The following is a 21,430-nucleotide window of genomic DNA, read 5'->3' on the forward strand; positions in this document are numbered from 1 at the left end:
AGCTCCTTTTCCGCGTCCCTTCAGCGTCGCGTCTCCCAGGAGGCGCCGAATCAGTGAAGTCACCAGTTCGGCCACCGGTGCGGGTCCTACGATCGTGCTGTGCTGCACGGCCGTGAGCGGGAATGCGCGCAGGTGGACGGCCTGCTGGGGGCCGCGCGGTCCAAGCACAGCGGTGTGTTGGTGCTGCACGGCGAAGCCGGTATCGGCAAGTCGGCGCTGCTCGACTACGCGGCGGCGCAGGCCGGCGACATGCAGGTCCTGCGAACCACGGGCGTTCCGACCGAATCGCAGCTGCCCTTCGCCGGCCTCCACACCCTGCTGCGGCCCGTTCTGCATCGGTGTGATGCCATCCCAGACCGGCAGCGTGCAGCACTGCTCGGTGCTTTCGGACTGGGTCCGGCATCCGCCGATGACCGGTTTCTGATCTCCCTTGCGGCGCTGAGCCTGCTGGCCGAAGCGGCGGAAACGGTTCCGCTGGTGTGCCTGGTCGACGACGCGCAATGGCTGGACGGACCGTCGGCCGACGCTCTGACATTCGCCGCCAGGCGGATACAGGCCGAGGGCATAGCCGTCCTTTTCGCCGCGCGGGACGAACGGCCCTTTGACGCACGGGGACTGCCCGAGCTGAGGCTGACCGGGCTCAGTGCGGATGCCGCCGCGCGCATGGTGACCGAACGCACCGGCACGCCGATCGTCGCGACGGTGCGGGACCGGTTGGTTGCCGACACCCTGGGCAACCCGCTGGCAATCGCCGAATTGGGGCGGTTGTTGTCCGCGGAGCAGCTTGCGGGCCGATCCGCCCTGCCGGCCCAGTTGCCGGTCGGCACCGATCTGGAGCGTCTGTACCTGGACCGCGTCGGCCGGTTGCCCCCGCAAGCCCGGGCGATGCTGCTCGTGGTGGCCGCGCACGACACCGGGCAACTCGACGTGGTGTTACGCGCGGCGCAGACCCTGGGCGCCGAACCGGAGGCGCTCGATGCCGCAGAGCGCGCCGGATGGGTGAAAGTGGAATCGGCGTTCGTCTCGTTCGTGCACCCACTGGCGCGCTCGGCGGTCTATCAGGGCGCGACATCGCAGCGGCGCCGGCAGGTTGAGCTCGCCCTGGCGTCCTGCCTCGACTCCGATGCCGATGCCGATCGCAAGGCGTGGCACCTCGCCAACGCCGCGGCCGGGCACGACGCCGGCGCGGCCGACTCACTGCACGCAGCCGCGTTACGCGCTGCGGCGCGCGGCGGCCACGATGCGGCTGCCGCCGCGTTCGAGCGCGCCGCTTCGCTGACCGCCGCCGCAGAACTGCGCGCGGCCAGGCTGGCCGATGCGGCTGCGGCCGCGTGGTCGGCCGGACAATCCCAACGGGCCCAGGGGTTCCTCGACCGGGCCCTGCCGCTCAGCGGCGCGGCAGCGCTGCGGGCCCGTATCGCGCACCTGCGCGGATCGATCGAAGCGCACTGCGGCACTCCGTCGGCCGCGTACGCGATCCTCGTCGGGGCCTCGGAGCTCATCGCCGCAACCGAACCGGGGCGGGCCGCCGTGATGCTCGGCGAGGCGGGGCAGCTGGCGTGGGCCGGCGGCGACCTGGCACGGTTGACTGCGGTCGCCGACCGGCTCGCCGCGCTGCCGGCCGGAGACCGCCCGGAATTCGTTGCCGCGCATGTGATCACCGGCCTCTCCGGACTGTTGCGCGGTGACACCACGGCTACGGCGGCCAAATTGCGCGCGGCCGTGGAACTGGCCACCGCAAGCCGGCAACCGCGGGTCTTGATGGGCGCGGCGGCGGGGGCGATGTTCCTGGGCGAAGATTCCCGTGCCATCGATCTGTTCTGCACGGCCGTGGCCAGAACACGAGTGGCTGCCGACGTCGCGACAATGCCGCTACTGCTCGGCCCACTGGCCATGGTGGAGACGCTGACCGGCCGCTACCCGACGGCACTGGCCGATGCGACCGAGGGGCTGCGGCTGGCTGAAGAGACCGGCCAGCACAATCCCGCAGCCCACCTGCACGCTGTGCTGGCGCTGCTCGCGGGTATCCAGGGGCGCGCCCAGGATTGCCGCGAGCACGCGGAAGCCGCTCTCGCCCAGGCGATTTCGTTTCGGCTGGGGCCGCACGCGGCCATTGCGTCCTGGGCGTTAGCCGTGTGCGATCTCGGGGCCGGCCGTTCCGAAAATGCCTGCGACCGGCTTGAGTCGCTGGCCGGCGCGGCACCCGGCGAGGGCAACCAGATGGTGATGTTGATGGCCACCCCGGATTTCGTCGAAGCCTCGGTGCGCATTCAGCGCAACGAAGCCGCGGCCGCGCGCCTGCTCGCGTTGGAAACGTGGGCGCGCGACACCGGCGCGCCGTGGGCGCAGGCCCTGGTGGCCCGGTGCCGCGGCCTGCTCGCCGACGACGGTGAGCAGGACAGGTACTTCGAGGAGGCGCTGAGCCTGCATGCCGGCGGCGACCGCCCCTTCGACACGGCCCGAACCCAACTGCGGTACGGCGAGAGCCTGCGGCGCCGCCGCCGGCGCGCCCAGGCGCGTAAGTACCTGCGATCCGCGCACGAGACCTTCCAACGGCTGGGTGCCGCGTCGTGGGCCGAACAAGCCCGTGCCGAATTGCTGGCCACCGGCGAAACCACCAGGAAGCGGGAAGCCGGTGCCGTCGATCAGCTGACGCCGCAGGAGTTGCAGATTGCGCGTTTCGTCAGCGTTGGTGAGACCAACCGGTCGATTGCGGCGCTGATGTTCCTGAGCCCGCGCACCGTCGACTATCACCTACGCAAAATCTTCATGAAGCTCGGGCTCTCGTCACGAGCCGAACTGATTCGTATGGCGTCGAGCCACGGATGGTAGACAACTGGCATGACTGTTGGCGCTGCCGCGATCTCGATCTTCCATCCACCCCGGGATCCGGATCGGTTCGGCGGCTGGCTCGAGGAGTACCTCGCGGTGGCCCGGCAGGCACCCGGATATGCCGCTGCGCGCCAATCGGTTCCCGCCGGCGAACAGCTGGATTGGGCCGTGGAGGTGTCCTTCGACGATGCCGAGACCCTCGACACCTGGCTCGACAGCGCGCAGCGACGAGCGGTCCTCGCCGGCGGGGCGGCGCAGGGATTCGGACGTTGCGCCTCGGATACCATCCTGACCGCGGGCGACCTGCCACCCGGCAACGTGGGCGTGTTCCTGCACCCCGTGGCTCCCGGAAAGGGCGCGGAATTCGTTGGTGCACAACGTGATCTCGCGCTTGTTACCGCTACCTTTCCCGGATACGAAGGGACGGCGCTGTTTCCGGCAGATCGCAGCGGGCAGTGGATGTCAGTGCTGCGTTTCCGCACCGCCGCGCGACTGGCCGACTGGATTCGGTCCGCGGAGCGCCAGGAAGCGCTGCCCCGCCTGCGAGAAGAGTTGACGCACGATTTCGCCGAACTGCCACGCAGCGCGCCGTTCGGTTCGACGGTCCGCGTTGCCGACGGCCAAACCAGGATCACCCCGGGGTGGAAGTCCGCGATGCTCGTCGTGCTGTGCCTGTACCCGACCGTGATCCTGCTCTCCAAGTCGCTGTCCCCCGCGTTGAGTCGAGTCGGAATAGGCTCGGCGGCAGCAATTTTCATCGGCAACGTGATCAGTGTCGCTCTGCTGCAATGGGTCCTCGTCCCGGCGGCGTCGCGGCCCTTCCGCCGCTGGCTCGACCCGATCGACGGCGCATCGACACGCACCAGCCTGGCCGGCTCGGCGGTGGTGCTGGCCGGTTACGCGCTGTTGCTGCTGGTGTTCGGCCGGGTCGGGTGATCAGCGGGCGATCATGGCGTGCAGTTCGGCAACGGACCACGGGTCGCTGTCGTGGTGATCGCGATAACCGAGCAAGGCAGGCGTCGGCCGCTCGAAGCGGCCCACGAAACCACCTGCGCCAACCAAGATCTGGCCGGTGACCTCGCGAGCCAGATCACTGGCGAGGTACGCGTAGAGCGGGGCCACGAATGCGGGTGGGGCGGCGTCCAGGGACGCGCGCATGGTCATCTCGTCAAGCAATCCGCGGCGATGAAGGTCGCCGATGTGCTCCTCGTACCCGGGACCGGTGGACAACCGGGTCTTGGCCCCGGGACACACCACATTGGCGCGGACCCCAACGCTTTTCAGTTCGGCCGCGATGGCCATCGTCAAGCCGTTGACGGCGGCTTTACCCGCGGGATAGCCAGTGCCGCCATAGTCGCCGAGGAACGCCACCGATCCGGTGTTGATGATGGTGCCGTGACCCTGGGCGGCCATGATCGGCGCCGCGACCCGACAGGTGTGGAACACCGTCCCGAGGTGCGCGCCGATCAGGGTGTCGAACTCCCCCGCTGTGATGTGCAGGATCGAAGAGCCTGCCGGCTCGGCGATTCCGGCGCAGTTGACCAGAATGTCCAACCGTCCGAAAGACTGTGTGCACGCCTCGATCAGCCCCGCGGCGACGTTTGCGTCGTCCGCCGCGCCCGCCACCCCAACCGCGTCGCCGCCCGAGGCCGTCAGTGATTCGACACTCTGCCGGACCGCGTCGGCGTCACGGCCGTTGACCACGACGCACGCGCCCATCGTGCAGAACAGTTCACTGACCGCGCGCCCGATCCCGCGGGTGCCGCCGACGACGACCGCACCGCGCCCGGCAAGCAGGTCAGGTGTGCTCATCTGGTCGCGGTCGCCGGTTCGAGTTCCTCGTCATCGGCCTCCGAGCGCCGCGGCCACCACAGCCAGCGGTCGAGCACCACCATCGTCGCCGGCAGCACAAAGGCACGTACCACCAGCGCGTTGAGCACCAGCCCGATCCCGACGGTGACCCCGATCTGCGCCACGCTCAGCACGCTGCTGATGCCCAGCGCGAGCATCGCCAGGCCGACCACGACGCCACCGGCGGTGACGACCATTCCGGTCGCGGCGGAGGCCCGGATGATGCTGGTGCGCAGCCCCGGAGACAGTTCCTCCCGGATGCGCAGCGCGAACAGCAGGTTGCCGCCGGACGCTATGCCGACCATCGATACGAACGCGATGGGTGGCACCGACCAGTGCAGGTCGTGGTGCAGGAGCCGGTGAAACAGCAGCACACTGGCACCGAGTGCGCAGACATAGGACGCGAGAATCGTCGCGAGCACGACGAAACCCGCGATCGGGCTTCGCAGCAGCAGCGCGGCGATGACGAGGATGACGCCGAGCGTGATGACCACCATCAAGGCCAGGTCACCACCCACGATGTCCTGCAGGTCACGAGTGGCCGGTCCGACACCGGTGAGATCGACAGCCGTGACTTTCAGGGAACTGCCTCTGAGCGTGTCGGTCACCGCAGCTTCGATCGAACGGGCCCGGGCCGCGCCCTCGTCACCCCACTCGAAACCCTGGCCATACACGAATACCCGGGTGGCGTGCCCGTTGGCGGAAAAAAACTGGTCCAGCGTGGGCCGCATACCCGGATCGGCCAGGATGCGGCGCGACGCGTAGAGACTTCCGCCGGGGCTGCCCTGGGAAGCGGCGGCCAACTGGTGCAGATAGTCGGGAAGTTCCTGGGCCGGCACCGGACGGGCATTGGCCAGCGATTCTCTGACCTGCGCCGCCAGCCCGCGGACCTGCGCCATCTCGGTGCTCACGCTGGCCACCACCGCAGGCAGGGGCACACCCGGTGCCGAGGCCGCGTCCACTGCCGCTTTCGCCAGCTGGTCGGCCGCTTCACCCAGTTTGCTGCAACCGCCGACGACCGCGTTGGCCCAATCGACCGCCTCCTGGGCTGCGGAACAGACCTGGGTGCTCCGGCAGTCCCTGATCGCTCCGACAAACTTGCGCAGCGGATCGAAGATCTCGTTGACGTCTGCCGAACGAGCCCGGATCTTGTCCGTGGCCTGCTGCGTCAGGCGTACCGCCAGACTGACGCCACCAATGGCGTAGCTGCCTGCTTGCGCTCCGGCCTGGATCAGATCAAGTCCCGAACCCAGCTCACGCAGAGCGGCTTCGAGGTCGGTGAACGTCGCGTCCTTGGCGGCGAGCCGGTCGGAGAACTGGTCGAGCCGGTCACCGACGTTGCCGCCGGTGGCAGACAGGGAGGCCTGCTTGGAGACCATCCCCCCGGGGTGGCTCGCCGACTGCACCATGCGCACCCCGGAGATCCCCATGATCGCGCCGGTGACCCGACCGATGACGGCCAGCGCGTCCGGGTTGCGCAGGTCCTCGTCGGCCTCGATCGTGACGACATCGGGTTGCACGTGATTGGCGTCGAAATGCTGGTTGACGACGCGGTAACCGCGGTTGGCCTCGGTATCGGGTGAGGTGGACGCGGTTTCGTCCCAACCGATCGGCACGCCAGGCAGAGCGAGCAGCATGATGAGCACGAAGACGCTGCTGGCCACCAGGATCGGCGCCGGCCAGCGCGCGACGCGGGTGCCGATGCGGCGCCAGCCCCGGCGCAGGCGCTCGCGCTGCGGCGGCTTCACCAGGCCGGCACGACTGGCGAGCGCGATCAGGGCCGGCGTCAGTGTCAGGCTGGCGAGCCCGACCGCGAGCACACCGATCGCGCACAGGATTCCCGTCGTGGCGAACATGCTGATCCGCGCCAGACTCAGCCACCCGACCGCGCCGAGCGGTGCGACCACGATCAGAACCGAGCCGATGATCGCCGGCGCGACGTTGCGGTATGCGTCCGCCAGCGCCTCGGCGGGTGCGAAGCCGTTCCTGCGCTGTTCGTGGTAGCGGCCGAGCAGGAAGATCGCAAAGCCGGTACCCGCTCCGACCGCCACCGCAACGGCGATGGACAGCGAGAACAACGACACACTGATCACCATGCGGGAGGCGAGGTCGGAGATGATCGGCTTGGCGACGGTCAACCCCGACAGGACCGATACCAGCGGCACCAGGGCAGTGATCAGCGACCGGTACATGATGACCAGGAAGATCAGCAGCACTCCCAGTGTCACCGCGGTGATGACCTGAGTCTGCCGGTCGATCGCATCGAACTCATCCATGATGGTCGCGCCGGCCCCGGTGATGTAGACGTGCAGACCGTCCGGAGCATGCAGCCCCGCCACGATGGTGCGTGCCTGGGTGATCGAGTCGACGGCTTCAGTCGATCCCGTCACCCCGTCAAGGGTCAGGGTGGCGGTCACCACATGGCCGTCCCGGCTGACCGCCGTGTCCGCGGCCGCCGGCATCCGCCACCAGTCCGTCACCTCGTACACATGTTTGGTGTCAGCACGCAAGGCCGTGATGAGTTGGTCGTAGTAGGTCCGGTCCTGTTCGGTGAGCCGGCCGTCGCGTGCGAGCACCAGGTAACCGATGTTGTCGGTCGGCGTTTGCGCGAAGGCGGCCGCCGAGCGCTGCACCGCCAGCGAAGTCGCGGTGCCGACTGGCAGGAATGGCTGGTCCAGGTCTGCGACGACCCGCTCGAGTGGCGGCGCCAGACTGTTCCCGGCGACGGCGGCGAACGCCCAGACGCCGACGATCAGAAGCGCGAAACGGTAGATGAGCCGAGGGATCAACGCGTAAGCCTCAGCTGAGCCAACCGGCAGGTATGACGCAGCGACCTCTTCACCTGGCGTATCACCTTCTCGATTGACAACGCGATGTAACCCCCGACCGAGTCGGCCTATTCAACCATCCCGGTCCACGGACCGACAGCGATTTTGCGGCGTGCCGCGCTCGTCGCGACCTTGATGGTCAAACCGTGCCCACCTGCATTCCTCACCGGATATGGTCGCCCGTCATGGGCGTTCTGCGGTTCATCTGGCGTCGCGTGCTGGCCTTCGACCGTATCGGCTCCCGCATCCCGCAGCTCATTCAAGTGTGGCTGCTCGAGCTGTTTTTCGTCATGCCATTGACGTTCTTCATCGGGAAACTGATCGACATCCGTGGCGCATTCGGCGTGCCCGGCACCAATGAGCGGCTCGATGGCGTGTTCTGGGGAGCTTTGGTGGTCTCGCTGATCTTCGGGTTTCTGTTCGTGCGATCCCTGGTGCGTCCGCGTGTGGTCGAGGGATCGTGGACGCCAGTGGTGCACGCCGACGTCGGGCCGGTGACCGTTTACGGTGCGAACCGGTCCTGGACCGTGACTTACCCCTATCTCACCAGCCACCCGTCGTACGCGCTGTTGCTGCTGTTGACGGCGCCGATCCCGGCGGTGATGTTCGCCGCCACCCGCAACCAGGGCGACAGCACCTTCTACTTCCGGGCCTGCGGCATAGTCGGCATGGTCCTACTTACCGGGATGGCAGTGGCGCGCGTCGTGTCCTGGTATGTCCTGAGGTTGGGTCGCCGCCGACTCGACGAGCAGTTGCGTGGACTGCCGATTTCGCCGCGACGCCTGGGTTGGGAGATCGCGTGGAAACCAGTGCTCGTGCTGGTGGTGTTGATGTACTCGATCGTCTGTATACCGCTGGGTGTCATGTGGCTGAAAGAACAGCGCACCATCGCGTCCCTGCCCCTGGTCGACGTCGCCGATACCGCCGGCGTATATCGACGGGTGGAGGGGGCGGTGGCGTCGCGGCCGGCCTACTGGGCACCGCGGGGCACTGGCCGAGGCGGAAACAACTACGCCGGCGCAGGAGTTCTGGTGACGTTGCGCTCCGGCGGCGAGGCGCTGCTGCTGGCCGAGTCGCTGTCGGTCGCCGACTTCAAAGGTGTGATGGCCGACGTCACGGACGGCACTCTCAAGGCCACCGGAAGAGTGATCGACGACATCACCACCACCCAGCGCACGTACTACGGCTTTGACCTCGGTGCGTTCCCCGCACCGCCTCCCGGTGGACGGGTCATGCTGCTGCTCTCCAACCCGTAGCCCGGCAGCTGACTTCTTGTCGTACCGTTCTCTCAGGTCCTGGGCAGACCATCGGTTGGTTCCATCGAAGGGGGCTCCAAGGATGAGCAGGCGACTGATGGGTATCGCGGCGTGTGCCGCGGTGCTGGTGGCGACTGGGTGTGGCGGATCGAAAGGACACTCCGACGCCCATCCGCGCGCCGCGGAGCGGATCCCGCCGACCTCGCGCACCGACCCGACGACGAACGAGCCCGAGCCAGCGGGAAAGATGATCTTCCGCTACGAGGACGCGACCACCCCGGAGGCTCAGGCCGGCCGCCAATTGATGTCGGACGCAAAGGTTTTGGAGAATGTCTCGGCGCACGTCAACGACACGCTGAATCTGCCGCACGATGTCGGGGCCGTGGGCAAACAGTGCGGCGAGGCCAACGACTACTGGGATCCCAACGCCAACGAAATCCAGCTGTGCTACGAGGACATTCAGCAGAGCCAGCAGCGGTTCGCCAATGCCGGAAATCCCAACCCGACGCAAGCCGCGGTCGATGCGACGATTTCCGGGTTCTACCACGAACTCGGTCACGCGACACTCAACATCTACGACCTCGCGTTCACCGGACGGGAGGAGGACGTTGCCGACCAGCTGTCCGCATTCGAGCTGTTGGCCCCCGGGGCAGATGGGAAGCCCTATCCGAATGGCGTCCGGATCGCCATGGACACCGCCCAGGACTGGAAGCTGAGCGCCAAAGAGGCCGGTGACGCCAACGAACTCCCGTTCTGGGACGGGCACTCGATGGACATCACCCGGATGTACAACTGGGAGTGCTGGGTCTACGGGTCCGATACCGCCGCCAACGCCGTCATCGTCACCTCCGGCGACCTGCCCGAAGACCGTGCCGGCAACTGCGAGGAAGAGTTTCAGAACATGTCCAGGGCATGGCAGCAGATGCTGGGGCCACACCTGAGGAAACCCAGCTGACCCCGAGGTTCACGAACTATTCAGGCGGTCGTGGGCCCGCGCTCGTTGACCGCACATTCCCGACCGCTTCTCTCACCGTATGCGGGTGGTTCAGGTCGCCAATTTCTATGGGCCCCGGTCCGGAGGGCTGCGTACGGCGGTTGACCGGTTGGGCGCCGAATACTGCGCCACCGGGCACGAGGTCTTCCTGGTGGTCCCGGGTCCGCGCGCCGAACGCAGCCGGCTGGACAGCGGTGTCGTGCGAATCACGGTGCCGGCCAGGCTGCTGCCGTTCACCGGTGGGTACCGGGCGATCATGCCCGCGCCGGTGCGGGCGCTGCTGGCCGCGCTGAACCCGGACGCGCTGGAGGTCTCCGACCGGCTCACCCTGCGCTCGCTGGGCCGGTGGGGTCGCGAGCACGGTGCCACCACCGTGATGATCTCCCACGAGCGCCTGGATCGCCTTGCGGGGCAACTACTTCCGCGACGGGCCGCGCAGCGATTCGCCGATGTCGCCAACCGGCGCACCGCTGCCGACTACGACACCGTCGTGTGCACCACCGACTTCGCCCGCGAAGAGTTCGACCGTATCGGCGCAACCAACACCGTCACGGTGCCACTCGGTGTGGACCTGCGGACCTTTCATCCGCGCCGGCACAGCGTGCAGCTTCGGCGCCGCTTCGCCACGCCGAATCAGATCCTGCTGGTGCATTGCGGGCGCCTGTCGGTGGAGAAGCGCGCCGATCGCAGCATCGATGCCCTTGCGGCACTGTGCGACGACGGCGTCGACGCCCGGCTGGTCGTTGTGGGGGAAGGTCCGCTGCGGGCGCGGCTGCAGCGCCAGGCGGGCCGTCTGCCAATCGAATTCACCGGATTCGTGGCCGATCGGCAAGCGGTCGCGGCCCTGCTGGCGACCGCGGATGTGGCGCTCGCGCCCGGTCCGCACGAGACATTCGGGCTGGCCGCTCTGGAATCGCTGGCGTGCGGCACTCCGGCGGTGGTGTCAAGGACCTCGGCCCTGTCCGAGATCATCACCGCGGACAGCGGTGCGCTGGCCGACAACCATCCGGTAGCCTTCGCGAACGCCGTCCGTGACCTTGTCGGCCGACCGGAGCGCGACCGTCGCGTCTGTGCACGGCACCGGGCCGAGATGTTCACCTGGCAGCGATCGGCCGCCGGGATGCTCACGACGTTCAGGTAGCCGTCCTGCCTCGCTTGTCGCGGCTCCGTTGAGTCTCGCTACTCACTTCGCCGAGTGTGAATTTCGCGACGCGACACGCCGGTGGGGCGTCGGGATTTTCACGATCGACGGTCAAGGTTTCTGGCGTCCCGAACGGCTCAGGCGCCACTCCGGCGGGAAGTTGAGGTCGTTGTCCTTGACGACGTTGTTGAGCCCCTTGCCGAACGTTCCTTCGGTGAGGTCGACGTCGTTGTCCTGGTCGTTGGCGATGAGCGGCAGCATCCCCTCCACCATCCCGGTGAGCAGACTGCCGAAGTACTCGCCCTTGTGCTGCTTGTAGAGCTCCAGAAAGGTCTTCTGCACCGCCACCGTATCGGTCGGCCGGCACCGCGCACAGGCCAGTGCGTACTTCGCCGTCTCCTCTTCGAGCTTGTCGCGCGGCACCACACTGTTGATGAAGCCACAATCGTTCATCTCTTTGGCGGTGAAAGGCCGCCCGGTGAACAGCATTTCGGAGAACTTCCGCAGGCCCATGGTCTCGGCCCACCACCATAAGCGTGGTCCCCAACCGACGTAGCGGAACGCCGGGTGCCCGAACAGGGCGTCGTCCGACGAGATCACCAGGTCGGCGTCACCGGCTTGATAGAAGTGCCAGCCGTAGCAATAACCCTTGGCCTCGACGATGCTGATCTTCCGAAGTTCCTGCAGCGGACGGTTTCCGGCGGGTGCTTTGGCATAGAAGTCGGTGACGGTGGACAGGTAGCGGTAGGAGCCGCCCGGCGGATACTTGACATCGTCGTCATTGATCGCCAGCTCGTGCAGCAATGGCATTCCCGGGTTCTCCAGCATTCCGCGCTGTTCGGGCAGGTCTCCACCGCTGCCGAAATCCTCGCCCTCGCCCCGGATCACCACCACCTTCACATCGTCGTCGACATTGCACTTATGGATCAGATCGGCATAGTTCTGCCGCATCCCCAGAGTCGTGGAATTCTGCGCGTCGGGCCGGTCGAAGGTGATGTAGGCGATCCGGTTCTTGACGTCCTTTTCGAATTTGATGTAGGGCTCGGCTTCTTTTTTCATTTCCTCGTAGTCGTGTTCAGGCATGTGACCCTCTCTCTACTGGCCGGAGTTGCCGGTCAGGTGTCCCTTGTTGGGGCTCTTCAAGATTCCGCCGGCAATGGCGGCCAGGATCTTGTCGAGTTGTTCGGCGCTGTCGACGATTCGGTCACCGTGGGCGAACCGCAACAGCAGGCCGTTGATGAACGTCAGGGTGATATTGCTGAGGTCCTCGACCACCGCGGACTCGAGCTCCGCACCGTGCGGCATCAACTGGACCAGGATTTCGCGGTGCAGCTTGGTGAACGCCTGCGTACCGTGCGCCAGGGTGGCGGCCAGCGCCGGGTCCCGGGCGGCCTGCATCGTCAGCTCGTACCTGGCCCGCGTTCGGGAAAGCTCAGGCTCACAACCGGATTGGATCACCACTTGGGACAACAACGAGGGCGACCGGCGGCCTTTGCCCGTCCCGGCCGGACTTTCGTTGTCGGCGACCGATTGGAGGTTTGCCAGGTCCAGCTCGGCCAACCGTTCGGCCACGGCCAGCAGCAGTGCCGATCGGGTCCGGAAATAGAAGGAGGTGGTCCCGTCGGGCACACCGGACTTCCGGTCCACCTTGAGATGGCTCAACCCCTTGGCCCCGTCGTCGGCCAGCAATTGGATTGCCGCATCGCACAGGTCACGACGGCGTTCAGCGGGGTTGGGCTTTCGTCGTCTGTCCATCGGCAACGCCTCTCGGGTCTGGGCGCAGACATTACTCTATATTTGTAGTGTCGGCTAGCCGCGTGAAGTGACGATCAGCCGTACACCTGCGCGTAAAGCGCCTCGATCTGCGCCGGCTCGGGAATCACGGGATTGTTGGCCGGCGAACCGGATGCGACGGCCTGCTCGGCCATCAACGGAATGAGCGATTGCCAAGCGGCACTGTCGATACCGTACGACCGCGGGGTGGGGACCTCGAGGTCCGCGCACAACGCGGTGAGGGCGTCGACGAGTGCCCCGGCGGCGGCCCGGTCGCTCGTCGTCGCATCGGCGACCCCGTAGGCCCGGGCACAGTCGGCGTAGCGGCCGGGCGCACCGCTCACGGAGAACGCGGTGACCGCCGGGAACAGCATGGCGTTGGATAGTCCGTGCGCGACATGAAAGTGTGCCCCGATCGGCCGGCTCATCCCGTGCACCAGCGCGACACTGGAATTCGAGAACGCCATTCCAGCCTGGGTGGCGGCCGCCATCATCGCGGCCCGTGCCGGGACATCAGAGCCGTCGAGATATGCGCGCCTCAGGTGCGTCGCGATCTGCCGGATCGCCGAGAGTGCCAGACCGTCGCTGATGGGGTTGGCTTTTCGGCTGACGTACGCCTCGACGGCGTGCGTCAGGGCATCGACGCCGGTATCCGCGGTGAGCCGAGGGGGCATCGTCATCGTTAGCTCGAAATCGACGATCGCGGCTATCGGCAGGAACGACAGCCCTGGGCACAGCATCTTCTCGTTCGTCTCAGAATCACTGATTACCGTGAACTGCGTTGCCTCCGAACCACTTCCAGCCGTAGTCGGGATTGCGATGATCGGCAACGCCGGCCCGGCGTAGCTGTTCGGCGCCTTGTATCTGCGCATGGGACCCGGCTGTAAAGCCAGGACTCCCAATGCCTTTGCCGTGTCCATCGGGCTGCCGCCGCCGAACCCGATGAGGCAGTCGGCCCGGTGTTCGCGGACCGCCGCGACACCCTGGTCCAGCGAGGCCGTGGTGGGATCGGCGACCGTGCGGTCGAACAATGCCGGAGCTTTTCCTGCCGCGCTGAGCAAGCTCATCACCCGATGCGAGGCTCCGCAGGAACTCAGGTAAGGGTCAGTGACCACCAGTGGGCGGTGCAAATGCAACGCGTCGAGCATCGCGCCGAGCTCTCCGAGCGCACCGCCACCGATTCGAATGTGCCGGGGAAATGCGGCAGATGTCGGCATGGACCACTTCCCTGCGCTCGGGGCCACCCCTCGCGGCCGTAGCTGAAACACTACGGCCAGCGATCAGGGCGTCCCCGGTCAGCGCATCAGGTGCACGGGATACCGTGCGGACCGCCGATCCAGTGACCCGGCGGCGACTGCCACGGGCAGTACTGCTTGATCTGCCCGGGTGCCGGATTCCAGCCGATCGAGTCGTCGATCCGGGGTACGGGCGGTACCGGGGGACCCGGAATGTGGGGGCCGGGCTTCGCCAGCGCCGGGCCTGCGCCCATCCCGAGCGCGCCTGCCCCCAAAGCGCCGGCCATCAGTGTCGTTCCGATCATTTTCTTGAACTGCATTATGTTCGCCTCCTCTTCTCAGCCCGGACGGCACCACTTCGGTCCCTGAACAACGGACTGAGGAATTTCAGCTTTTGGATAAATACCCGATCTCCCCGGGAATCAATCGTCGCGGCTTGTAACGTGCGACACGTCATGGAACATCTCGGCATCGGCTACCTCAGTGTGTTCGGGCTGCCGCCAGTGGAGTTCGTCGAGGTCGCGGCGGCTCTCAAGTGCCGTTTCATCTCCATGTTTCTCCGGGGACGCCCGCTCGTGCCGCTTGGTTATCCGCCATTCTCCTTGCCGAACGATGCTGCGCTCCGCACCGATCTCGATGCGGCGCTGGGTCACCACGGCGTCTCCATCACACTCGGTGACGGCTTTCTGGTGGTCCCCGGCGGTGACGTACGCAGGTGTGCCGACGATCTCGACGTGATGGGCGACCTCGGGATTCCGCGGCTCAATGTGGTCAGCCTCGACGCCGACCTGAGCCGCACTTTCGATGAGTTCGCGGTGCTGGCTGAGCTGGCCGCGCAGCGCGGCATCACCACGGTGGTGGAGCCGGTGCCTGGCCTAGCTGTCTCCGACGTGCCCACCGCGCTGGCCGCGGTGCGGCACGTGGGGCGGCCCGACTTTCGGCTGTTGATCGACACCATGCATGTATCCCGGTCCGGGTCCACCCCGGCCGACCTGGCGGCCATCGATCCCAAAAACATCGGCTACGTCCAACTCAACGACAGCACTCGCCGGCCCCGTAGCTCTGAATACATGGAGGAGGCTATGTACGAGCGATTGGCCCCCGGCGACGGCGAGTTACCGCTGCGCGACATCATCCGTGCGCTACCGACCGACCTGGTTTTCGAACTCGAGGTGCCGCAACGATCGCTGGCGCTGGCCGGTGTCAGCCCCGTCGACCGCCTGCGAACGTGTGTGGATGCGGCGCGGCGGGTGATGTCGGAGGCCGCCGGCTGAATATCAGCTCGGCTGACGCAGCGGCAGGCCCGCGGCGCGGTAGATCCCGTCGATCACGGTCATGTTCTCGACGGCGTCCTGCGGGGCTGTCTTGACCGGTTCCCCGTGCACTACCGCGGCCAGGAACGCGTCGAGTTGGTACGCATAGGAGGCGCGGCGGCCGAAACGCTCCACCCTGCGGCCGTTGGCCGATCTGACGGACATCCGGTGAAATATCTGTGGCACAACAGGATTGAGCACCCGCAGCCGTCCTTCGCTGCCGATGATCGTCACGCTCATCCGCAACAGGTCCGTCGACCACATCGAAGTGCGAATCCGTCCCGTGTGCCCACCGGGGAAGCGCAACTCGGCCGTCATGGCCCGGTCTATCCGGGGATCGCGCAGTTTGGCGCGCGCCGAAACCACCTCCGGGGTGGCACCACCGAAGGTGCGCACCATGTGCACGGCGTAGCAGCCGGCGTCCATCGTCGCCCCACCGGCCAGCGCGTAGTCGTAGCGGATATCGGCGAACTTCGGCAGTGGGAAGCACATCGCGGCCTCGACGTGTTGCAGCCGGCCGAGTTCGCCCGAGGCGATTATCTGCTCGACGCGCAACGCCAGCGGATGGTAGCGGTAGTGAAAGGCCTCCATCACGACGCGATCCGAGTGCGCTGCCAGATCGGCGATTTCGCGTGCTTCCGCGGCATTTGCGGTGAACGGTTTCTCGCATAGCACGTGCTTGCCCGCGTCCAGTGCGGCGCGCGTCCACCGGCCGTGCAGGCTGTTGGGCAATGGGTTGTAGACGGCGTCGATCTCCGGGTCGGCGACCAGATCCTGGTAGCTGTTGTGCACGCGGGCGATGCCGTGGTCAACCGCGAACGCCTGTCCGCGGGACACATCGCGGGCCGCGACCGCGGCGACCACGATCGCGTCAGTCTGCTTGGCGGGGTTGATGAGTGCCGACGGTGCGATGCGGGCCGCCCCCAGGATGCCGATGCGCAGCGGTGCCCGTTGATCCGACATCGCGTGACGTTAACCGCGGCGGGCGAACTCGGGCGCGTGCTCGGGCAACACACCGACTCCGATGAAGTACGCAGGCACCAGCGAAAGCCACGGCATCCGCTCGAGCATCCGCAGCAGGGCTGCCGGCGGGGCGGGGTCCCGTCCCCGCAGCAGCGGACCGAGCAGCCCCCGGTGCAGTACACGTTGGACGAATTGCGTTACCGCGGTGGGAAATACGCGCCGACGGCGCACTGCTGCCAAATCACGGCCGGTAACGTGGTGGCGTCGCAGGGGTTCTGCCAATATGGTCGCCGCTGCGACGGCGTCCTGAACCGCCAAGTTGATGCCGACGCCGCCCAACGGCGACATGGCGTGTGCGGCGTCACCGATGCAGAGCAGGCCGTCGGAGTGCCACCGACGCAAGCGGTTCACCTTGACGTCGAGGTGCTTGACGTCGTCCATGGAATCCAGCGCGGTTACCGACCCGGCGGCTTCGGGTACCAGTGCGGCGATGTCACGCCGGAATGCCTCGATGCCCTGAGCGCGCAACTGCGCGTCGGTTCCTTTCATGCCGATGTAGGCGATCTGGAAATACCCTTTGCGCGGGATCACGGCCAGCGCCTTGCCCGGACCGGTGCGGGGCGCGAAGGAGAACTCCGCATCGTCGTCGTTCGGCAACTTGAACCACCAGACGTCGAACTTCACCGGATAGTCGCGGGTGCGCAGGCCGGCGGCCTGGCGGGCGATCGACCATCGGCCGTCGCAGGCGACGGTGAGCTCGGCGCGCAGTTCCCCCGGGCCGTCGGCGTCTTGGTAGTGAACCCCGGTGACCCGGCCGTCCTCGGTGAGCAGGCCGGTGACCTCAATGTTCATCCGCAGGGTGAAAGTTGGCTCGGCAGTAGCGGCTTCGGCCAGGAGGTTGAGCAGATCCCACTGGGGCACCATTGCGATGAAAGGATGCGGTTGATTGAGTCGCTCGAAATCGATGTAGGTAACCGAGTGCCCATTCGATTCGAATGCCGCTTTGCGTACCTCGTTGAAGGGCAACCGGGAGAAGCGCTCCCACAGACCCAGCTCGTCGAGTAATCGCATGGTGGAGCAGTGCACGGTGTCGCCGCGGAAATCGCGCAGGAAGTCACCGTGCTTTTCCAGCAGGGTGACCTCTACCCCGGCGCGGGCCAGTAACAGCCCGAGAACCATGCCGGCCGGGCCGCCCCCGATGATCGCGCACGTTGTCTTGTCCGCCATTTGCGGTCAAGCATAGGGTCCCGCGTCCGCGATCAGGCGACCAGCGCCGACAGATCGGGACGCCGGCGGTGATTGGTTCATTGACCGCGTTGACCATGCCCGCCGGGCTGCCGTACCGCGTCGGCACGGATGGCATAACCTAGCGGTTGCAATGTTTCGCCGGCGACGGCCCGTCGTCCTGGATGAGTGACAGGTGATTTCGTGATGATGTCCGGACGAGTTGCTCCGACGCGGCCCGCCCACGGCAATCAGGTCCGCGCCGAGCGGACGCGCGCCCAGGTGATCGATGTGACGGTCCAGATCGTGCTCAGCGAAGGCATTGCCGCGGCCAGCGGCCGGCACATCGCGGACACGGCGGGGGTCACCTGGGGGGTGATCCAGTATCACTTCGGTGACCGTGACGGGCTGCTGATGGCAGTGGTGGACCAGGGGTTCGAGGAACTGCTGGACGCGCTGAATTCGCTGCCCGCGGCGACTGCCGACACCACGACGCACCGAAAAGTCGAGGCGGCCGTGACGGCGGCCTGGCATGCGATGTCGAGCCCTACCGGGCGCGCGGCCACCGAAATCCTGATCGGCACTCGTGCCACCCGCGGCGAGCCCACCACCAACCGCATCCGAAGACTCGGCAAGACGTTCAACACGCTGATCGACGCTATCGACCGGGATCTGAGCCCGACCCAGAACGCCGCCATCGGTGAGCTGCTGCTGACCACACTGCGGGGCATGATCGCCAACCAGCTGGTGATGCAACGGCCCGTCGACACCGGCAGGGAGCGCCGGCTGCTCGTCGATATCGTCAGCAGCTACCTCGACCGGGCGGGAGCGTCGGATTCGTGACCGAAACTGTGCAGGCGCTGCTGCGCCGACGGCTGACGGATTCCGGCCTCGCCGTGAAATATGGCGATTTGCAATGGACTTGGAGTAAATACCTGGCGGACGCCGGCGCTCAGGCGGCGGCCCTGCTCGCCGCCGCCGACCATGACCGTCCGATGCACGTCGGATCGCTGTTGGGAAACACACCCGACATGCTGACGCAGATGGCGGCGGCGGGCCTGGGTGGGTACGTCCTGTGCGGGCTGAACACCACCCGGCGCGGCGAAGCGCTGGCCGCCGACATCGTGCGCGCAGACTGCCAGATCGTGGTGACCGATGCGGAACACCGCGCGCTGCTGGACGGGTTGAACCTGCCCGGTATTCGAATCATCGACACCTCGACATCGCAATGGGCCGCCCTGGTCGCCGACGCCGGCGAACTCGTCCCCCATCGGGAGGTCGAGATGATGGACCCGTTCATGATGATCTTCACCTCCGGCACGAGCGGGAACCCCAAGGCGGTGCGGGTGGCGCACCTGATGCCGGCTTTCGCCGGGCTGAACCTCGCCGAGCGGTTCGCCCTGACTGAGCGCGACACCTGCTATGTGTCGATGCCGCTGTTCCACTCCAACGCGGTCGTCGCCGGTTGGGCGCCGGCGGTGGTCTCCGGGGCATCGATCGTGCCGGCGAAGTTCTCGGCCAGCAATTTTCTCTCCGATGTCCGCCGGTATCAGGTCACCTATATGAATTACGTCGGCAAGCCGCTCGCCTACATCCTGGCGACGCCCCGGCGCGAGGACGACGCGGACAACACGCTGCGGGTGGCGTTCGGCAACGAGGCCAACGAGAAAGACATCGATGAGTTCGCGCGCCGCTTCGGCGTACAGGTCGAGGACGGCTTCGGCTCCACCGAGAACGCCGTCATGGTGATACGCGAACCAGGCACGCCTCTCGGCTCGATCGGCAAGGGGGCGGTCGGGGTTGCCGTCTACAACAGCGAGACAGTCACCGAGTGCGACGTCGCCCGGTTCGATGAACACGGTGCGCTCATCAACGCCGACGACGCCGTCGGTGAACTGGTGAACACCACGGGATCGGGTCTGTTCACCGGTTACTACAACGACCCGCAGGCCAACGCCGAACGCATGCGGCACGGCATGTACTGGTCCGGCGATCTGGCATACAAGGACTCCCAGGGCTGGATCTATCTTGCCGGGCGCACCGCTGATTGGATGCGGGTCGACGGCGAAAACCTCGCGGCGGCTCCCATCGAGCGGATTCTCCTGCGCCACAAGGCAATCAACCGAGTGGCCGTATATGCCGTCGCCGACGAACGGGTGGGCGACCAGATCGTGGCGGCTGTGGTCCTGCACCAGGGACACTCATTCGACCCGCGATCGCTGGAGTCGTTCCTGGACGCGCAGCCGGACCTCTCCCCCAAGGCGCGACCTCGATACGTCCGGATCGCCACGGATCTGCCCAGCACCGCAACGCACAAAGTGCTCAAGCGCCAGCTGATTGCCCAGGGAACCACCGTCGGGGCGGACGAGGAATTGTGGGTGCGCGAGGAACGTGGCACCGCCTACCAGATCCAGTCCCACGCCGGCCGTTGACGGCGCGGAAGTTGGCGTCAACGACCGAATGCCGGACGATGTCCGCATGACCGACTCCAGCGCTTCCGGCGCGACCAGGGTGGCCGTGTACTTCGACTTCGACAACATCGTGATCTCGCGTTACGACCAGGTGCACGGCCGCAACACCTTCCAGCGGGACAAGTCCAAGGGCCTGGACAAGGAGAAACTGCGGGCGGCGACGGTCGACCTGGGCGCGATCATGGATTTCGCGTCCTCGTTCGGCACGCTGGTGCTGACCCGCGCGTACGCAGACTGGTCGGCCGAGGTCAACGCGGCCTACCACGGTCAACTGGTCGGCCGCGCCGTCGACCTGGTGCAGTTGTTCCCGGCGGCCGCCTACGGCAAGAACGGCGCCGATATCCGGCTGGCCGTGGACGCGGTCGAGGACATGTTCCGGCTACCTGATCTGACACATGTGGTGATCGTCGGCGGCGACTCGGACTACATCGCGTTGGCGCAGCGGTGTAAACGCCTGGGGCGCTACGTCGTCGGTATCGGCGTGGCAGGCGCGAGCAGCCAGTCGCTGGCCGCGGCCTGCGACGAATTCGTCACTTACGACGCGCTGCCCGGGATTTCGCCCATCACTGCCAGCCCGCCCAAGAAACGCGCACGCCGCGCGAGCTCCGGCGAACCGGACGACGAGCCGCCCGCTCCGGACCCGCAGCTGGCGGCCACCGGCCTGCTCGAACGCGCGCTGCGGATCGGCCAGGAGAAGGACGACGTGGACTGGCTGCACAATTCGGTAGTCAAAGCGCAGATGAAGCGGATGAACCCGTCGTTCAGCGAGAAGTCATTGGGGTTCAAGTCTTTCAGCGACTTCCTGCGCTCGCGCACCGATCTCGTCGAGCTCGACGAAAGCACCACCACGCGTATGGTGCGCCTGAAGAATTAGCGGTCGATCTCGCCGAGGATGCCGCGCTCAATGCTGGTCCGCGTGTTGTCGGGCAGCACGATCAGGCCGTCGAGTTCGGTGCGCGCCAGCTGATACGCGTGCTGGCGTTCCTGGGTGGTGGCAGCGGTGTCCGCGGCGATCCGCAGCAGGCTCTGCGCCCGCGCCAGCCGCTGTCTCTCCTCTTTGGAGAAGTCGCTGCTGCGACGGCGCATCGCTTCGGCTTCCGCGGCGTTGAAAGCGGTCACGTAGTCTTCGACCGCGTCGAGATACTCGCGCGCGGCATCGCGGTCGTCGAAAAGATCCTCCGCCCGCAGCGGCTTGTGCAGGTCTGCGCGCAGTTTGGCCCGGTGGAATCCGGTGGTCAGCGGGTCGCGCATGTCGGTCATCACCGGGAAGTCCAGCAGCCGGGTGGCATCGAGTTCGTACACCAACCATCGAGCGTCGGTTTTCTCGTGCGCCTCGATCGCACGTTTGATGGCCTGCCAGTGCGCCGCCGGGTTTCCGGTCGAGGCTGCGCGGGCCGCTGCCGCGGAGTTGTCGTCCGACGAGTCAGTGGTCTGCCGTGTTCGCCGGTTCATGGCCGAGACGGCCCTGATGCCCGCCGCGATCAAGCCGATCAGCGGCAAGGCGAGCAGGAGCAACTCGACCAACCGGAACAGGACACCCACGACGCCA

At 66.8% G+C, this 21,430-nt stretch carries 18 protein-coding genes; 9 read left to right on the top strand and 9 right to left on the bottom strand.

The features are described 5' to 3' along the window. Window positions 1-99 precede the first annotated feature (99 nt). Together ACNQS7_RS03830 and ACNQS7_RS03835 are read left to right on the top strand one after the other, a co-directional pair. Window positions 100-2,832, top strand: coding sequence for an AAA family ATPase (locus ACNQS7_RS03830; protein WP_418011497.1), 2,733 nt, complete (start codon window positions 100-102; stop codon window positions 2,830-2,832). A gap of 9 nt (window positions 2,833-2,841) precedes the next feature. Further along, window positions 2,842-3,768, top strand: a complete 927-nt coding sequence (locus tag ACNQS7_RS03835; protein ID WP_418011498.1) for an antibiotic biosynthesis monooxygenase — start codon at window positions 2,842-2,844, stop codon at window positions 3,766-3,768. Here the strand turns inward: ACNQS7_RS03835 and ACNQS7_RS03840 are convergent, their stop codons facing one another. Both ACNQS7_RS03840 and ACNQS7_RS03845 read right to left on the bottom strand, forming a co-directional pair. Beyond that, the gene (locus ACNQS7_RS03840) at window positions 3,769-4,644 is read right to left on the bottom strand and encodes an SDR family NAD(P)-dependent oxidoreductase (protein WP_418011499.1); all 876 of its coding nucleotides are present in this window, start codon (window positions 4,642-4,644) and stop codon (window positions 3,769-3,771) included. It lies immediately after the preceding gene. Beyond that, on the bottom strand, window positions 4,641-7,472 hold the full coding sequence (locus tag ACNQS7_RS03845; RefSeq protein WP_418011500.1) for an RND family transporter: 2,832 nt from the start codon (window positions 7,470-7,472) through the stop codon (window positions 4,641-4,643). Before ACNQS7_RS03845 ends, ACNQS7_RS03840 begins: the two co-directional genes overlap by 4 nt. 224 nt (window positions 7,473-7,696) lie before the next feature. Here ACNQS7_RS03845 and ACNQS7_RS03850 point away from each other — a divergent pair, with 224 nt between their 5' ends. The 3 genes from ACNQS7_RS03850 to ACNQS7_RS03860 all read left to right on the top strand — a co-directional run bounded on the left by ACNQS7_RS03850 (window position 7,697) and on the right by ACNQS7_RS03860 (window position 10,902). Then, window positions 7,697-8,767, top strand: coding sequence for a hypothetical protein (locus ACNQS7_RS03850; RefSeq protein WP_418011501.1), 1,071 nt, complete (start codon window positions 7,697-7,699; stop codon window positions 8,765-8,767). A gap of 247 nt (window positions 8,768-9,014) precedes the next feature. After that, window positions 9,015-9,722 (top strand): DUF4344 domain-containing metallopeptidase, encoded by a 708-nt coding sequence (locus ACNQS7_RS03855; protein ID WP_418015869.1) that lies wholly within the window; start codon window positions 9,015-9,017, stop codon window positions 9,720-9,722. A gap of 79 nt (window positions 9,723-9,801) precedes the next feature. Continuing rightward, entirely contained in the window at window positions 9,802-10,902 is a 1,101-nt protein-coding gene (locus ACNQS7_RS03860) for a glycosyltransferase (protein ID WP_418011502.1), read from the top strand. 111 nt (window positions 10,903-11,013) lie between these two features. On the opposite strand, the gene ACNQS7_RS03865 is transcribed toward ACNQS7_RS03860, so the two are convergent. From ACNQS7_RS03865 to ACNQS7_RS03880, 4 genes are all read right to left on the bottom strand, one after another. Beyond that, entirely contained in the window at window positions 11,014-11,985 is a 972-nt protein-coding gene (locus ACNQS7_RS03865; RefSeq protein WP_418011503.1) for an enoyl-CoA hydratase/isomerase family protein, read from the bottom strand. Window positions 11,986-11,997: 12 nt separating this feature from the next. After that, window positions 11,998-12,657, bottom strand: coding sequence for a TetR/AcrR family transcriptional regulator (locus ACNQS7_RS03870; RefSeq protein WP_418011504.1), 660 nt, complete (start codon window positions 12,655-12,657; stop codon window positions 11,998-12,000). Between the two features lie 74 nt (window positions 12,658-12,731). Further along, entirely contained in the window at window positions 12,732-13,892 is a 1,161-nt protein-coding gene (locus ACNQS7_RS03875) for an iron-containing alcohol dehydrogenase (RefSeq protein WP_418011505.1), read from the bottom strand. An 86-nt stretch (window positions 13,893-13,978) separates the two neighbouring features. Next, window positions 13,979-14,230, bottom strand: coding sequence for a hypothetical protein (locus tag ACNQS7_RS03880; protein WP_418011506.1), 252 nt, complete (start codon window positions 14,228-14,230; stop codon window positions 13,979-13,981). A 135-nt stretch (window positions 14,231-14,365) separates the two neighbouring features. On the opposite strand from ACNQS7_RS03880, the gene ACNQS7_RS03885 reads away from it, so the two are divergent. Further along, the gene (locus tag ACNQS7_RS03885; protein WP_418011507.1) at window positions 14,366-15,184 is read left to right on the top strand and encodes a sugar phosphate isomerase/epimerase family protein; all 819 of its coding nucleotides are present in this window, start codon (window positions 14,366-14,368) and stop codon (window positions 15,182-15,184) included. 3 nt (window positions 15,185-15,187) lie between these two features. Here ACNQS7_RS03885 and ACNQS7_RS03890 read toward each other — a convergent pair whose 3' ends face one another. Both ACNQS7_RS03890 and ACNQS7_RS03895 read right to left on the bottom strand, forming a co-directional pair. Continuing rightward, window positions 15,188-16,186 carry a Gfo/Idh/MocA family protein gene (locus ACNQS7_RS03890; protein WP_418011508.1) on the bottom strand — a complete coding sequence of 333 codons (999 nt, stop codon included), beginning with the start codon at window positions 16,184-16,186 and terminating at the stop codon, window positions 15,188-15,190. A gap of 9 nt (window positions 16,187-16,195) precedes the next feature. After that, window positions 16,196-17,413 (bottom strand): FAD-dependent oxidoreductase, encoded by a 1,218-nt coding sequence (locus ACNQS7_RS03895; RefSeq protein ID WP_418011509.1) that lies wholly within the window; start codon window positions 17,411-17,413, stop codon window positions 16,196-16,198. 186 nt (window positions 17,414-17,599) lie between these two features. Between ACNQS7_RS03895 and ACNQS7_RS03900 the strand changes: the two genes are divergently transcribed. The 3 genes from ACNQS7_RS03900 to ACNQS7_RS03910 are packed head-to-tail and all read left to right on the top strand — an operon-like array spanning window position 17,600 to window position 20,755. Beyond that, window positions 17,600-18,253 (top strand): TetR/AcrR family transcriptional regulator, encoded by a 654-nt coding sequence (locus tag ACNQS7_RS03900; RefSeq protein ID WP_418011510.1) that lies wholly within the window; start codon window positions 17,600-17,602, stop codon window positions 18,251-18,253. Next, complete coding sequence (gene fadD1, locus ACNQS7_RS03905; RefSeq protein WP_418011511.1) at window positions 18,250-19,842, top strand: fatty-acid--CoA ligase FadD1; 1,593 nt, start codon at window positions 18,250-18,252, stop codon at window positions 19,840-19,842. Before ACNQS7_RS03900 ends, fadD1 begins: the two co-directional genes overlap by 4 nt. A gap of 46 nt (window positions 19,843-19,888) precedes the next feature. Next, entirely contained in the window at window positions 19,889-20,755 is an 867-nt protein-coding gene (locus ACNQS7_RS03910; protein ID WP_418011512.1) for an NYN domain-containing protein, read from the top strand. Here ACNQS7_RS03910 and ACNQS7_RS03915 read toward each other — a convergent pair. Beyond that, window positions 20,752-21,423: a hypothetical protein gene (locus tag ACNQS7_RS03915; protein ID WP_418011513.1), complete on the bottom strand. Its 672-nt coding sequence runs from the start codon at window positions 21,421-21,423 to the stop codon at window positions 20,752-20,754. The two genes, ACNQS7_RS03910 and ACNQS7_RS03915, sit on opposite strands and share 4 nt — an antisense overlap. Window positions 21,424-21,430: the final 7 nt, after the last annotated feature.

It is taken from the genome of Mycobacterium sp. 23 (assembly GCF_048287075.1).
In the GTDB taxonomy this organism is placed as follows: domain Bacteria; phylum Actinomycetota; class Actinomycetes; order Mycobacteriales; family Mycobacteriaceae; genus Mycobacterium; species Mycobacterium gordonae_B.

Coding starts and splice junctions, on each gene's coding strand:
- ACNQS7_RS03865 (WP_418011503.1), bottom strand. CDS start 11,985: ATGCCTGAACACGACTACGAGGAAATGAAAAAAGAAGCCGAGCCCTAC.
- ACNQS7_RS03850 (WP_418011501.1), top strand. CDS start 7,697: ATGGGCGTTCTGCGGTTCATCTGGCGTCGCGTGCTGGCCTTCGACCGT.
- ACNQS7_RS03875 (WP_418011505.1), bottom strand. CDS start 13,892: ATGCCGACATCTGCCGCATTTCCCCGGCACATTCGAATCGGTGGCGGT.
- ACNQS7_RS03835 (WP_418011498.1), top strand. CDS start 2,842: ATGACTGTTGGCGCTGCCGCGATCTCGATCTTCCATCCACCCCGGGAT.
- ACNQS7_RS03870 (WP_418011504.1), bottom strand. CDS start 12,657: ATGGACAGACGACGAAAGCCCAACCCCGCTGAACGCCGTCGTGACCTG.
- ACNQS7_RS03855 (WP_418015869.1), top strand. CDS start 9,015: ATGATCTTCCGCTACGAGGACGCGACCACCCCGGAGGCTCAGGCCGGC.
- ACNQS7_RS03910 (WP_418011512.1), top strand. CDS start 19,889: ATGACCGACTCCAGCGCTTCCGGCGCGACCAGGGTGGCCGTGTACTTC.
- ACNQS7_RS03860 (WP_418011502.1), top strand. CDS start 9,802: ATGCGGGTGGTTCAGGTCGCCAATTTCTATGGGCCCCGGTCCGGAGGG.
- ACNQS7_RS03840 (WP_418011499.1), bottom strand. CDS start 4,644: ATGAGCACACCTGACCTGCTTGCCGGGCGCGGTGCGGTCGTCGTCGGC.
- ACNQS7_RS03890 (WP_418011508.1), bottom strand. CDS start 16,186: ATGTCGGATCAACGGGCACCGCTGCGCATCGGCATCCTGGGGGCGGCC.
- ACNQS7_RS03895 (WP_418011509.1), bottom strand. CDS start 17,413: ATGGCGGACAAGACAACGTGCGCGATCATCGGGGGCGGCCCGGCCGGC.
- ACNQS7_RS03885 (WP_418011507.1), top strand. CDS start 14,366: ATGGAACATCTCGGCATCGGCTACCTCAGTGTGTTCGGGCTGCCGCCA.
- ACNQS7_RS03880 (WP_418011506.1), bottom strand. CDS start 14,230: ATGCAGTTCAAGAAAATGATCGGAACGACACTGATGGCCGGCGCTTTG.